At 73.6% G+C, this 13330-nt stretch carries 12 protein-coding genes; 3 read left to right on the forward strand and 9 right to left on the reverse strand.

Annotated elements, in window-relative coordinates:
• Positions 1–175 precede the first annotated feature (175 nt).
• Positions 176–1375, forward strand: coding sequence for a helix-turn-helix domain-containing protein (locus tag ABYE80_RS08915; protein ID WP_372789923.1), 1200 nt, complete (start codon positions 176–178; stop codon positions 1373–1375).
• On the opposite strand, the gene ABYE80_RS08920 is transcribed toward ABYE80_RS08915, so the two are convergent.
• The 7 genes from ABYE80_RS08920 to ABYE80_RS08950 form a co-directional block, all read right to left on the reverse strand.
• The gene (locus ABYE80_RS08920; RefSeq protein WP_372789924.1) at positions 1332–1955 is read right to left on the reverse strand and encodes a glutathione S-transferase family protein; all 624 of its coding nucleotides are present in this window, start codon (positions 1953–1955) and stop codon (positions 1332–1334) included. The genes ABYE80_RS08915 and ABYE80_RS08920 overlap by 44 nt on opposite strands.
• Before the next feature lie 10 nt (positions 1956–1965).
• Positions 1966–2766, reverse strand: a complete 801-nt coding sequence (locus ABYE80_RS08925; protein ID WP_372789925.1) for a 3-hydroxyacyl-CoA dehydrogenase family protein — start codon at positions 2764–2766, stop codon at positions 1966–1968.
• Positions 2767–2910: 144 nt separating this feature from the next.
• Complete coding sequence (locus ABYE80_RS08930) at positions 2911–3966, reverse strand: hypothetical protein (RefSeq protein WP_372789926.1); 1056 nt, start codon at positions 3964–3966, stop codon at positions 2911–2913.
• A 16-nt stretch (positions 3967–3982) separates the two neighbouring features.
• The gene (gene xseB, locus ABYE80_RS08935) at positions 3983–4297 is read right to left on the reverse strand and encodes an exodeoxyribonuclease VII small subunit (RefSeq protein ID WP_372789927.1); all 315 of its coding nucleotides are present in this window, start codon (positions 4295–4297) and stop codon (positions 3983–3985) included.
• Positions 4294–5649, reverse strand: a complete 1356-nt coding sequence (xseA, locus tag ABYE80_RS08940) for an exodeoxyribonuclease VII large subunit (protein ID WP_372789928.1) — start codon at positions 5647–5649, stop codon at positions 4294–4296. The genes xseB and xseA overlap by 4 nt, the downstream gene beginning before the upstream one ends.
• Positions 5650–5877: 228 nt before the next feature.
• Positions 5878–7491 carry a cellulase family glycosylhydrolase gene (locus tag ABYE80_RS08945; RefSeq protein ID WP_372789929.1) on the reverse strand — a complete coding sequence of 538 codons (1614 nt, stop codon included), beginning with the start codon at positions 7489–7491 and terminating at the stop codon, positions 5878–5880.
• A gap of 50 nt (positions 7492–7541) precedes the next feature.
• The gene (locus ABYE80_RS08950) at positions 7542–8705 is read right to left on the reverse strand and encodes a hypothetical protein (protein WP_372789930.1); all 1164 of its coding nucleotides are present in this window, start codon (positions 8703–8705) and stop codon (positions 7542–7544) included.
• A gap of 58 nt (positions 8706–8763) precedes the next feature.
• On the opposite strand from ABYE80_RS08950, the gene ABYE80_RS08955 reads away from it, so the two are divergent.
• Positions 8764–10188 carry a glycosyltransferase family 39 protein gene (locus tag ABYE80_RS08955; RefSeq protein WP_372789931.1) on the forward strand — a complete coding sequence of 475 codons (1425 nt, stop codon included), beginning with the start codon at positions 8764–8766 and terminating at the stop codon, positions 10186–10188.
• A 36-nt stretch (positions 10189–10224) separates the two neighbouring features.
• Positions 10225–11775, forward strand: a complete 1551-nt coding sequence (locus ABYE80_RS08960; RefSeq protein ID WP_372789932.1) for a GMC family oxidoreductase — start codon at positions 10225–10227, stop codon at positions 11773–11775.
• 29 nt (positions 11776–11804) lie between these two features.
• Here ABYE80_RS08960 and ABYE80_RS08965 read toward each other — a convergent pair whose 3' ends face one another.
• On the reverse strand, positions 11805–12086 hold the full coding sequence (locus ABYE80_RS08965; protein WP_372789933.1) for a hypothetical protein: 282 nt from the start codon (positions 12084–12086) through the stop codon (positions 11805–11807).
• Positions 12083–13330 (reverse strand): hypothetical protein (locus ABYE80_RS08970; protein WP_372789934.1); only part of this gene is annotated, 1248 nt, incomplete at its 5' end. The genes ABYE80_RS08970 and ABYE80_RS08965, both read right to left, overlap by 4 nt.

The raw sequence follows: 13330 nt of genomic DNA on the forward strand, positions 1-13330 counted from the left end.
ACGTAGTCGCGGTCGTGGTCCGGGCGGCGAGCGGCGCGTGCGGCGGATCCCTGGGCCGGGCCGGTGGGCGGGGCGGAGGTGGGGGTGGACATGGAATCACGGTAAGTGACAGGAACCGGCGGTTCTTGTCGTTGCTGACGCGGGCATCCACGTAGAACTTGTACATTCGTGACAAATGAAGCCTGTGCCCAGTCCCCAGGCCGCGGCGGTGCTGCGACCGATCCTGCCCGAACTCGCGGCCGAGACGATCACGGCGCTGCGGCGAGAGATCCCGGAGTACGACCGCCCGCTGCGCGGGCCGTTCGGCGACGCGGTCCGTCAGGGCGTCGAGCAGGCGCTCGTGCGGTTCGCCGACCTGGTCGAGGATCCGACCCGGTCGCGCCGCCTCGGGCGTGAGACCTACGTGCACCTCGGTCGTGGCGAGCGGGCCGCTGGTCGGTCGCTCGAGGCGCTGCTGTCCGCCTACCGCACCGGGGCCCGCATCGCCTGGCGGCGCGCGGTCGAGGCGGGGGTCGACGCGGGGCTGGACCCGGAGGACCTGTACGCGCTCGGCGAGGCGATGTTCGCCTACATCGACGAGCTCAGCGCCGAGTCCGCCGACGGCTATGCGCAGGAGCAGTCGCGCGAGGCCGGGGAGCGCTCTCGGCGCACGCGGGCTCTCGTGCGCGCGCTCGTGACCCAGCCGCAATCCGCCGCCGAGGTCGCCGGCGCGGCAGCCGAGCTGGGGTGGACGACGCCCGCGCGCATCGCGATCCTGGTCGCGCCCGCCGAGTCCGCGACGCCGCTCGGCGCACGGCTGCTCCCGGAGGATCTCGTCGCGGTGCTCGACGACGAGGCGGTCGCCGTGATCAGCGACCCCGCGGCCCCCGGTCTGCGGGACCGCCTGGCCTCGGGCGCCGGCGACGACGCGGTGGTCGGGCTCGGTCCCGCCGTGGCCCCGCGCGACGCGGCGGCCAGCCTGCGACGGGCCCGGGCGGCGAGGTCCCTCGGGGAGTGGGACCCCGACCTGGGGCCCGTCGTGCGCGCCGACGCCCACATGACGGAGCTGCTGCTGCTCCGCGACGCCGGGCTCTCACGCGACCTGGCCGCGGTGGCGCTGGCGCCCCTCGCCGAGCTGACCGCCTCCAACTCCGGGAAGCTCCGGGCCACGTTGCGGGCCTGGCTCGACCACCAGGGTCGGGGCGAGGCCGTCGCCCGCGCGCTGGACGTCCACCCGCAGACGGTGCGGTACCGGCTCGGCCGTCTGCGGGAGCTGTTCGGCGACCGGCTCGACGAGCCACACGGGCGGTTCGTCCTGAGCCTCGCACTGCGGTGCGAGGAGGCGGGGAGGCTCAGGCGCGGGGCAGTTGATCGAGACGCTGCACCCACTCCGTGAGGAGCGGGTAGTCCGGCGTGATCGGCATCTCCTCGACGAGCACGTGGTGGAACGGGTCCTCGTCCGCCGGGTCGTGGAGCAGGCCGTAGCGCAGGAACGGGAACGTGACGACGTCAGCGATGCCCAGGGTGTCACCCAGCAGGAAGGGGCGCCCGGTCAGCAGCGACTCGAAGAGCGGCAGCCACCCCCGGAGCTCCTCCGCCCAGAGCCGGATCCGGTCGGTGTCGGGCTCGGCCCGCCGACGCTCCGCATCGATCGCGTTCGGCGGCACCTTCCAGACGCGGTTGAACCACTCGACGAAGATGTCGGCCTCCGCCCTGCGGCCGGGGTCGTGCGGCCACAACGGCGGCTCCGGCACGAGCTCCTCGAGCCGGCGGAGGATGCGCGGCGAGTCCGCGAGGATCTCGCCGCCCGGGAACTCGGCGACCGGGACGAGCTCCTGCCCCGAGAGGGTCCGCAGCGAGGAGCGGTCCTCCGGGTCGTGGTCCACGTAGGTCACCGGCACGGACTTGTGGGCGGCCGCGAGGGCGATCCGCTCCACGTTGGTGCTCCAGGGGATCCGGTGGACGCGCAGCTCCATGCGCCAGGGCCTACCGCTTGCTGTAGTCGTAGAAACCCCGGCCGCTCTTCTTGCCGAGGTGACCCTCGGCGGCCAGCGCGCGCACGTTCTCGGGGATCGAAGCGCCGATCGTCTCGCCGATGGCGATCGAGACGTCGAGGCCGACGAAGTCCAGCAGGGCCAGCGGGCCCATCGGGTGGCCGGCGCCCAGCTTCATGCACGTGTCGACCGCCGCGGGCTCCAGGCCCGACTCCTCCAGGAACTCGGCGGCGCTGAACAGGTACGGGAACAGGAGGCGGTTGACGACGAACCCGGGGGTGTCCGGGACATCGACCGGCGTCTTGCCGAGCGCCTCGCAGAGCGCGAACGCGCGGCTGCGGGTCTCCGCGGTCGCCTCGACGGGGTAGGCCAGCTCGACGAGCTTCATCATCGTGACCGGGTTGAACACGTGCAGCCCGACGAAGCGCTCGGCCACGCGCGCGGTGGCGGCGAGCCTGGCGACGGACAGGGAGGAGGTCGTGGAGCCCAGGACCGCCTCATCGGCGATGACCTCGGCCAGCGCGCTCAGCAGCGCCGTCTTGGCCTCCATGTCCTCCGCGATGGCCTCCACCACGAAGGTGCGGTCGGCGAGTGCCGACATGTCGGTCGTCACCGTGACCCTCGCGGCGTCGGCGCCGTCGAGGCGTCCGGCGAGCTTCGCGATGGTGGCGGTGGCACGTTCTGCGGACGCGTCGCTGCGCGCGACGAGCACGACATCGCCGTGCACCGATGCGGTGACCGCGAGGCCGGTGGCGATGGCGCCGCTGCCGGCGATTCCGAGACGTTCATCCATGGTGTATCTGACCCCTTGATCGACCAGTCAATCGGTTTGCGGGGGGAACGGTAGCCCGTTCGCGCGCCTCCCGCGTTGCGACGGTGAGGCTCGGCCGGCCCGCACGGTGCGGCGTGAGGACCGGTCCCGAGCCCGTCCGGGCCCTCAGTCCTCGCCCCAGCGGAAGCCGATCGCCGAGGGCTGCGGCGCGATGGGGCTGACCGGGAGCCCCGCGGGGGGAGGATCCTCGTCGTAGCCACCGGGCGCGACGTCGTTGGGCGTGTCGGGGTGGAACAGCGAGGCGAGGTACTGGATCTGCCCGCGCCCCGGGCCGAGCTCGAACTGGCCGCCCCCGTACATCCGGATCCCGCGCTCGTCGCAGGTGTCGTAGGCGTGCAGCAGCGGGCGTAGTCCGCCGACACGCGACGGCTTGATGTTCACCATGCGGGGCGGGAACGGCAGTGCGTCGATGTCCGCCACGGAGTGGATCGGCGCGTCCCAGGTGATGCGGTCGCGGTGGGCCTTCAGGACCGGGTCGGTCTCCTCCGTGAGCTTCGGGTCCTCGATCCAGGCGTCGGGGAACGCCTCGGCGACACGCCGGTAGAGCTCGGGGTCGGGCGGGTTGTCGACGACGGAGCCCTCGTACAGGCCCTTGAGATCCACCGAGTCCACGGCTCCGGTGGTCACCAGGCCGGCGATCAGGTCCTCGTCCCACGAGGGTGTCGGGTCGAGCTTGAAGCGCAGCGAGGGGTAGCGGTCCAGGCGGGAACGCAGCGGCGCGAGGGACGCGGGCTCACCGAGGCGCAGCGACATCACGAAGGTGAGCGGCCGCGGCTCGCGGCCGAGCGCCTCGTGCAGCGCCCGGCCCGCCTGGCGCAGCGCGAGATCGAGCGCGGCGGACTCGTACGCCCACACGCGGTACAGACGCGACGCGTCGCGCTGGGGCGGTTCGGGCCAGAGGTCGAGCGTGGCGAGGTGGTCGCAGAACGCCTCGAGCGTCCAGGTGCCGCTCAGCGGCTGTACCGGACCGGCCGCCTGCAGCACGTCGTGGTCCTCGGCGTCGTAGGTGACGTCCTCACCGAGGCCGTCGTGCCCGGCGCCCTGCAGCCGGATGACCGTCGAGACGCGGGTGAACCCGCTGGAGACGTCACGCTCCAGCCGTTCCAGGCCGTATCCGTCGATCGTGAGCGGCAGGTCCTTGAGGTGATCCCATGTGGGCATGGCGGCTCCTATGTGCCTAGAACGGCAGGTTGTCGGAGGTGGGCGGGGACGGTGGGGCCGGGGTGGAGGCGTTCGCAGGCGACGGGGCCGCAGCCGGGTCGGGCGCGGACCCCTCGAGCCGGGCGACGAGGTCGTCGAGTCGGAGCTCCTGGAGCCCGCGCCCGACCGCTTCCAGTTCGCCGGCGCAGAACTCGACCAGCGTGCGGCCCTCCTTGCACAGGTCGAGGGTCTCGCGCAGACCGGCCTCGCCGGAGTCCAGCCGACGGATGATCTCCTCGAGCCGGGCGGTGGCCGCCTCGTAGCTCGTCGTGGTGGGTGGGGCGTCGTTCACGATTCCTCGGGCTCCTCTGACGGGTCGTCGTCGATCGTCGCACGGACGGAGGCGTCGCTGAACAGCAGGCGGACGCGACCCGTCGCTCGGGCGTCGGCGGCCGACGTGATCACGCGGCCCGCGCCATCGTCCACCACCGCGTATCCGCGCTCGACGACGCGCTCCGGGTCGTGCGCGGCGAGGGCCAGGGCGAAGGAGTCCAGCGCGCGGCGTCTCGCCACGGCCTCGGCGCCGGCCGACGCCCCCGCCTTGCGCGCCAGGACGCGGGCACGCGTCGCGGCGTCCCGCTGCGCGACCGCGACCCCGCGTCGGGCGCTGGCGCGCAGTTCGCGCAGGAGCTGGTGCAGCCGGACGCTGTGCCGTCGCACGTGCTCGGCCGGCGCGCGCGCCAGCCGCTCGAGGACGCGAGCGCGGGCCAGCACCGCGGAGCGCCCGTGATGCACCAGCCGCGTGGCACGCCGCTGCAGACGCGTCCGCTCCGCGGCGACGTCCAGGGGGACCGCGGCCTCCGCGGCGTGGGTCGGCGTGGAGCACGAGACGGCGGCGACGTCGTCGATCAGGGTCCGGTCGCCGTGGTGGCCGACGGCGGCGATCACCGGGGTGCGCAGCATGGCGACCGTCCGGCACAGCGTCTCGTCGCTGAACGCCATCAGGTCGGCGACCGAGCCGCCTCCGCGGGCGACGACGATGACGTCCACCGCGCCGGTCGCGGCGAGGTCCTGCAGGGCCGACACGATCCGCGGCGCGGCGTGCCGGTCCTGCACGGGGGCGAACGCCCACACCAGGCACCCGGCCCATCCGCGGCGGCGCAGGCCGGCGAGCACGTCGTTGCGCGCCTCACCGGTCTCCGCGGTCACGACCCCGATCGTGCGCGGCAGCGACGGTCGCGGCAACGCCTTCTGAGGGTCGAACAGGCCTTCCTCCCCGAGCTTGCGCCGCAACCGCTCGATCCGGGCGAGGAGATCGCCCTCGCCGGCGACGCGGAGCATCGTGGCGCGGAACGAGAACGACCCCGACGAGGTCCTCGAGCCCGGGTAGTAGTCGGCGCCCCCACCGACGACGACCTCGGCTCCGTCCACGAGCAGGCCCTCGGGGAGACCCAGCCGGTCGAAGTCGCGCCGCCACATCGCGACGGGTACCGCGCCGTCGCCGTCGCGCAGGTCGAAGTACACGCTCTTGGCGAGGACCCGGAGCCCGACGACCTCGCCGATCAACTGGACGCGGGCGAAGCCGCGGAGCCGCTCCTGGAGCTTCTTCGCGTACGTGCCGACCGGGAACGGACCGGGGAGATCCGAGCCTTCTATCCCGGACGTTCGCGCCGCGGCTCCGCGCGGTTCCTGCGGCTGGGGCATGTGCACCCCAGCCTAGACGGCGACCGACCGCTCAGCGCGGGAGCGTCACGATCAACGCGACGAGGAACGCGACCTGGACCAGGGCCGCGGCGGTCATGGACCAGGCGAGGGGTGTCATGCCCCGGGAATCGGCGCGTCCGCGAACGGGTCGAGCGGGACCGTCCGCGACTGGACGCTCTGCCGTCCGTCGCCTCACCACTTCCCGGGAGGCCGCGGCTGGACGCGGGATCAGCGCCGCCGCTGCCGGACCTTGATCGTGACCGACCGGGACCGCTGGACCGACTTCGTCCGCGGGTCACGCCACGACAGCCGGACCCGCGTCGTGCGCCGCAGCCGGACCCGCGCCTGGAGGTACCCGCGGAGCGCGTCCGCCCGCACGGTCCGGAGCGTGCGATACCGCTTCGCGCCGGAAGGCCGGCCCTCGATGCGGACGGTCTCACGGGTCTTCGGCCGACCGGCGCGCAGCAGCCCCCAGACGGTCGCCAGGCTGCCGCGGTTGATCGTGGTGCGACGCACGTGGATCGGGAAGCGGTAGGCCGCGTAGGCCGGCTTGCGCCTCCCGGCGTCGGTCGACAGGCCGCTCTGGAACGTCGCGCCGTACTGCTGGAGCTTCGTGGCGCCCTCCACCGGCTTGTCGTCGAACAGCAGGAACTGCGACAGCGTCTTCACCGCGCGGTTTCGGGCCGTGATCCACTCCGCCTGGTTGAGGTAGGCGGCCTGGCGGGCGCGCGAGACCCCCGTCGGGTCCGGAGGGTCGGTCTGGTAGCCGTACTCGGTGAGGTAGAGCGGGAAGCCGCCCTTCCCGTCGCCCGGGATCGCTGCCCCGTAGCGCAGGAACACGCGACCCATCAGCGAGCCGAGGGCGCGCAGGTTGCCGGTCGTGAAGAACTCGGGGTCCTCGGGCTCCACGTCGGGCGCGCGGGTGAGCTCGTAGGGGTGGTGGGCCAGTCCGGTAACCTGGAACAGGCCGGGGTTGGCCTCACGGAACCCGTCGACCTTCCCGGGACATTGGTTGCGCTTCGCCTCGGCGCCCTTCAGGACCTGGGCGTTGTCGTCGAGGCAGTACAGCCGCAGCAGGAACCGTCGCGGCTTCATCGCCCGCGACACGCCGCGGGCCCTCGCCTGGCCCTTCGGCGCGGTCTCACCGACCAGGATCGTGTCGCCGGCGTGACCACTGATCGACAGCCCGAACCACATGGCGTTCGCCAGGTCGCGGTAGATCCGCGGTGCCGCGTCGGCGAACCCGCCGGGCGCGTCCTTGTCCGGCAGCCACTGCGGGGTCAGCCAGCCGGGCTGGTTCGGCTCGTTCCAGATCGACCAGTAGTCGACACGGGGAAGACCTCCGTACCGGCCCGAGTATCGCGTCCCGACCGCGGCGACGAATCGGGCGAACTCCCCGGCGTCGGGCGCGTAGGTCGGCTTGAGGTCGGCGCGCTCGGGGTTGCCCGCGGCCCAGTCCGGGACCGGCGAGGTGATGTTCAGGTTGACGCGGATGCCGCGGTTCTTCGCGGCGACGATCAGGCGGTCGTACCGGTCCCAGGCGCCGCTCGGGTAGGCGGCCGGGTCCGCGGCGTTGAAGCCGTCGGGCTTCTTGGCAGCGTCGTTGGCCGGTGCCACGATGCGCCAGAAGACCGAGACGCGTATGCGGTCGACCCCCAGGTGGACGAGCCTGTCCAGGGTGCGCTTCTGCGTCACCTCGTCGCCGTACACCAGCAGCGGGTCGTCCTGGAACATCGACTCCTGCGACGTCGCCGCGCGGGCGACCGGCGTGCCGATCAGCGCGAGCAGCGTGATCAGCGCCGTGGCCAGCGTCAGCGCCGCGACGGGCAGTCGACGCGGCATGGGGCTCGAGGTTCGGATCACGGAGAAGGAGAGGTGAGGTAGGGGCCGGGTCAGCGCGAGAGTTGTCGCACGGTCCTCTGGAAGGACAACAGCGCCGGCTTGCGGACGATGCGGTGACCATCCAGCCGACTGAGGCCCGCGTAGTCGGACCAGCGTCCCTTCTGGACGTCGGGTGAGAGCCACGTGTACCAGAGCACGCCGCTGATCCGGAGCCGACGACGCTCCCGAACGACCATCTTGAGCGTGCTCCGCAGCCGATCGGCCTGACCGCCCTCGGAGGTGTCCCAGGTCGCGAACGTCTTGCGGTCCGGGGACTCGCCGTCGCTGGAGGAGAACGAGATCTCGCTCAGCAGGATCGGCATCCTGCCCTGGCCCTTGTCGCGGGTGACCTTTCGCGTCGAGCGGATCGTGGCCCGCACGCCGTTGGCGTTGCGCGTGTACGGGTGGAGCGCCACGACGTCGAACGTCCCCTTGCCCCCGGCCTCGTAGATGCGGCGCAGCGCCGTCCAGGCCGTGCTCGACGCACCGTTGGTGAGCCCCCCGGTGACGATCCGCGCCTTGCGGTCGACCGCGCGGATGGCCTTGCGCGAGGCGCGCAGGAGCGGCACGTAACCGCGCTGGAAGTTCTTCTCGCTCCAGTACTGGCCGAGGTTCGGCTCGTTCCAGATCTGCCAGTCGCGGATCGGGCGGCGCTTGGAGGGCGTGATGCTCCGCCAGAGCGTTCCGCTGGGCCCGTACCGGCGCGCGAGCGCGGCGACGAAGCGGGCGTAGGTCCTGGGCGACGCCGGCGGCGATCCGTACCGGCCGGCCTGGTAGAAGGGACCGGGGAACTTCGCCGCCCAGTCCGGAGCGTGGAGGATCACGGGGAACGGGCGCAAGCGACCCGCGGCGAGCAGGCGCACGATGCGGTCGCTGCGGCTGAAATCGGTGGGGACCCCGCCCACGTCCGTGAAGCGCTCCCGCTCGCCCTCGGGGACCTGGTCGAAGCTCGCGTACGGCTGGGCCGCGGCCCAGTCGATCGCGAACCGGACCGTCCTGGGGCCACGTGCCCGCATGCGGGGCGCCTCGCGCTCGAGCACCCCGGGTGTCTCGGTCGCCGGACCGTCGATCATGACCCCGAAGAACTCCCTGGGGACCTTGGCGGTCGCGGCCACGGGCGTGCAGACGGCGGAGAGCAGGACGCTCAGGAGAAGGGCGCGGACGGCTCGGGGCACCACTCCGAGGATACCCACGAGCCCTGGCGGGCCGCGCCGCGTGAGTACCCTGGCGCCTGTGACGGGTCGCGCGCGGACGGCGCTCATCGGGATCGTCGTTCTCGCTGCCGCGCTGCGGTTCCCGACGCTGGGCGCGCAGTCCTACTGGGCCGACGAAGCCGCGACGGTCGACGTCCTGCGCCACGGTGCCGGGGACCTGCTCGGCGCGGTGCGGGACCAGGAGTCGACCCCTCCGCTCTACTACGTCCTCGCGTGGGTCTGGACCCAGGTGCTCGGGGACGGGGAGGCTGCGCTGCGCTCGCTGTCGGCGCTCGCCGGCGTGGCGACCGTCCCGGTGCTGGCCGCCGTCGCCCGCCGTCTCGCCGGGGTGCGCGCCGCGCTCATCGCCGCCCTCCTGGTCGCGACCAACCCGCTGCTCGTGTGGTTCTCGCAGGAGGCCCGGGCCTACGCCCTGCTCGTCCTGCTCGCCGCCGTCTCGGTGCTGCTGCTGCAGCGGGCCCTCGAGTCACCGACCGCCCCGAGGCTCGTGGCCTGGGGCGTGGTCGCCGCGTTCGCGTTCGCGACGCACTTCTTCGCGCTGTTCCTCGTCCTGGGGGAGGCGATCTGGCTCGTGTGGGCGCTTCGTGGCCAGGCGCGGATGGCCGCGGTCGCCCTGGCGGCCCCGTTCATCGCCGGGCTCGCGCTGCTGCCGCTGGCCCTCGACCAGCGGGAGGCGGGGCGGGCCGGGTTCATCTCCCAGACGCCGCTCGGTGAGCGCGTGCTCCAGGTCCCGAAGCAGCTGCTGGTCGGCTACGACGCGCCGGCCGAAGCCCTCCTGACGGCGCTCGGCGCAGCGCTCGCACTGCTCGCGGTCGCGTGGGCGGTGCGCGTCCGCCAGGACGCGGTGCGGCGACTGGGACTCGTCGGCCTCGGCAGCGTGCTCGTTCCGGTCGGGCTGGCCCTGGCGGGGGACGACTACGTGGTCACCCGCAACCTGATCGCCGCGGTGGTGCCGCTCATCGCGCTGCTGGGCGTCGGGTTCGCGGCCCTGCCGGCGCGGACCGGACTGGCGGCCGCGGCGCTCGCGGGCGTGCTCGGGACGGGCACGGTCCTCGCCGTCCAGGCCGACCCCGCCTACCAGCGTGAGGACTGGCGCGCGGCCGTCCGGGCGCTGGGTCCCGCGCCGGCGGGGCCGCGGGCGGTCGTCGTCGTGCCCGGCTCCGGGCGCGTCGCCGCGCAGCACTACCTCGGCGGCGGGACGGTCCTGCGGCGCGCCGCCCCGGCAGCGCAGCTGGCGTTCGTCGCGGTGGCCGGCCGCGGAACGGGTGCGGCACCCGCGGCGCGACGCCTGGCGCCGCTGGCGATCCTGCCGCCGCCCGTGACCGGGGACGACGGGCACTGGGCCGCGCGCGCCCTCACCCTGGCCCCCGGGGAGGTCGTCGACCCCCTGGCCCTGCAGTCGGCGGTGCCCGAGGCGGCGGTGCTGCTGGTCCCCGGGCGTTGATGCTGACACCGTGTCAGGTCGCGCTAGGCTCAGAGCATGTACGACGTCGTGATCGTGGGTGGCGGTTCCGCCGGATGCGTGCTGGCCGCTCGTCTCTCGGAGGACCCGTCGACCCGGGTGCTCCTGCTCGAAGCCGGGCCCGAGAAGGCCTCGAAGGAGGTGCGGATCCCCGCCGCCTTCCCGAAGCTGTTCAAGACGGACCGCGACTGGAACTACGAGACCGAGCCGCAGCCCGGACTCGACGGCCGGCGCGTGTTCACGCCGCGGGGTCGCATGCTCGGCGGCTGCTCGGCGATGAACGCGATGATGCAGATCCCCGGTCATCGCCAGGACCAGGAGGACTGGGTCGCGGAAGGGGCCGAGGGGTGGGGTCCCCGTGAGCTGGCCCCCTACCGCGAGCGCGCGCACCGCGCGCAGTCCCCGCGGTTCCCGCGGTCCCTGAACCCGCTGTCGCAGGCGTTCCTGGAGGCGGCGCAGCAGGACGGGCTGCCGCTGTCCGGACCGCTGACCAGCGACGAGCCCGACGGGGTGGCGGTCACGCCACTGGCGCAGCGGCGCGGCATGCGTCGCACGGCCGCCGACGCCTACCTCACGCCCGCGCGCGAGCGCCCCAACCTCGAGGTGCGGTGCGGGGTCGTCGTCGACCGCGTCCTGTTCGAGGGGCGTCGCGCGACGGGCGTCGCCTTCACGGACGCCGCCGGAGCGGCGCACACCGCGAACGCCGCGCGGGAGGTGATCCTGAGCGCTGGTGCGCTCAACACCCCCCAGGTGCTCATGCGGTCCGGCGTCGGGCCGGCCGACCACCTCGCCGAGCTCGACATCGACGTCGTCCTCGACAGCCCGCAGGTCGGCGAGCACCTGCAGGACCACCTCGTCGCGCTCGTCACCGCGGCGACCCCCACGCCGACGTCGCTCTTCGCGGCCGAGAAGCCCGCCGAGCTCGTGCGGTTCCTGGCTCGTCGGACCGGGATGCTCACCTCCAACGTCGGGGAGATCGCGGCCTTCGCCCGCAGCGACGATGGCCTCGCCGCACCGGACTACGAGCTGATCTTCGCTCCCGTCCTGTTCGAAGGCGAGGGCCTCGTGGACGCCGAGGAGCACGGCATCAGCGTCGGGGTCGTCCTGCTGCGTCCCGAGAGCCGGGGCCGCGTGCGGCTGGCGTCGCGGGATGCGCGCGTCGCGCCGATCGTCGACCCCAACTACTTCGGCGACCCGGACGGGCACGACATGCGGGTCATGGTGGCCGGGGTCCGGCGGGCGCGCGAGATCCTGCGGCGTCCCGCCTTCGCGCAGCACCTGGGACGCGAGCGCTTTCCGGGCTCGCAGCTGCAGACCGACGAGGAGATCGCCTCGGGGGTCCGGAAGATCGCCCACACCCTGTACCACCCGGTCGGCACGTGCCGGATCGGCGGGGGAGGGCAGGGCGTGGTCGACAGCGAGCTGCGGGTCCAGGGCCTCGACGCCCTGCGGATCGTGGACGCCTCGGTGCTCCCGTCGTTGCCGCGCGGCCACACGCACGGCACCGTGCAGGCCGTGGCCGAGCGGGCGGCGGACCTGATCCGCGGCCGCGTCGCGGCCTCCGTCTGACGCGGTCGCCGCGGGGCGGCCTGCGCTGCTCAGACGCTCTCGGACACCGACGCGAGCGGGTCGATACCCGTCTCGCGTTGGGTCCCGCGCGTCTCGCCGGAGAAGCCCAGGCGGGTCAGCCGCTCGATCTCCTGCTCGCCGAGCACCCGCGCGGGGTGGTCGGCCGGAAGGCCCCGGACGAGCTTGGCGATCCGGTTGCGCAGTTGGAGGGCGAAGTGCGGTGTCGAGGCGCCCATCAGCTCGCGGACGTCGTCCACGGTGACCTGGACGCCGCTGCGGGTGGTGCGATCGGGGGACTCGGCTTCGCTCAAGGTGCGCTCCGCGTGGTGGTGGTCGGTGACGGGTCCGGCTTGGGGGTGGTGGTCGTCGACGGCTTGGGCGCCGACGCCCCGCCGGTGGTGGCCGTCGGCTCCTCCTCCTGTGCGGCGTTCACGGGGGAGATCTCCAGCAGGCCGTCGATCTTCGCCTGCACCCCGATGTCGATCGCCTTGGCGTCGCCGATGATCCAGCCGTGATTGTAGACGCCGCGTACCGGATCGAGGTCGTAGCCGGGCTGGACGTCGAGCAGGTACTGCTGGACCGCGGCAGGGAGCCGGCCCGCCTGCGGGAGGACCAGGAGCGGACCGTAGGTCCCGCTCGAGGACAGGGGCGCGGCGGCGGCGGCATCGGCGGGGCGCGCGGCGCTCGCGAACACGAGCCCGTGGCCGGGATCCGTGATGCCCCAGCCGAACTCGCCGTCGCGGAACCGGGCGAAGGCGACGGCGTTGGAGGCGATGTCCTGATCGCCGACGCGCGTCACGGTGCCCAGGGTGCGGAGGACGCGCGTGACCTTCGGTGACACGATCTTCGACGGGCCCAGGACGTAGATCTGCGGCTTGCGGTGGGCCTTCAACGCCGCTCGGGTCTCGGGCGGCACCACGTCCTTGCGGACGAACAGGATCGGATCGCCGCTGCGCGCCGACCACGAGGCGGCGGGCATGGCGTATCCGGGGGCGTCGGCACTCACCACGACGACGCGGTTCGAGGCGCTGCCCCGCACCGCCGCGCCGAAGGCGTCCAGGGCACGCGCCACGGCGAACGGGTTGGCCCCGGTGACGTCGGTCGTCTTCAGGCGCGCGGGGCGGAACACGTCGCCGACCCGAACGACCTGTGCGCCTCCGGTGCGCTTGGAGCCCGTCGGGGCCAGCGTCCGCAGCGCCTCGACGGTGACGGCCGGCGCCTTCTCACCGTCGGAGAGCAGGACCGGGGCGCGCAGCGGCGGCGCCATGAGCGCGCTGGCGGCGAGCGCGATGCGCCAGTCGCTGCCGTCGGCGAGGGCGACGGCGGCCGGGCGCTGCGCGGGTTCGTCCCCGGGGTACACGGCCCGGGCGACGGCGGCCGCGTTGGCGGCCGGGTCGCTGCCTCCGACGCGGGTCGTGTTCTTGGTCGCGAAGCCGGGGAAGCCCAGATCCTCGGCGGCCTCCTTCTCGGTGCTGCCGATGCCGAGCTGCGGCTTGTCGAGCGTCTTGCGCGAGGGGTTCTCCTTGCCGCATCCGGCGCCGATGAGGGCGGTGGC

Origin of the sequence: Paraconexibacter sp. (genome assembly GCF_041602235.1) — a bacterium.
Lineage (GTDB): Bacteria > Actinomycetota > Thermoleophilia > Solirubrobacterales > Solirubrobacteraceae > Paraconexibacter.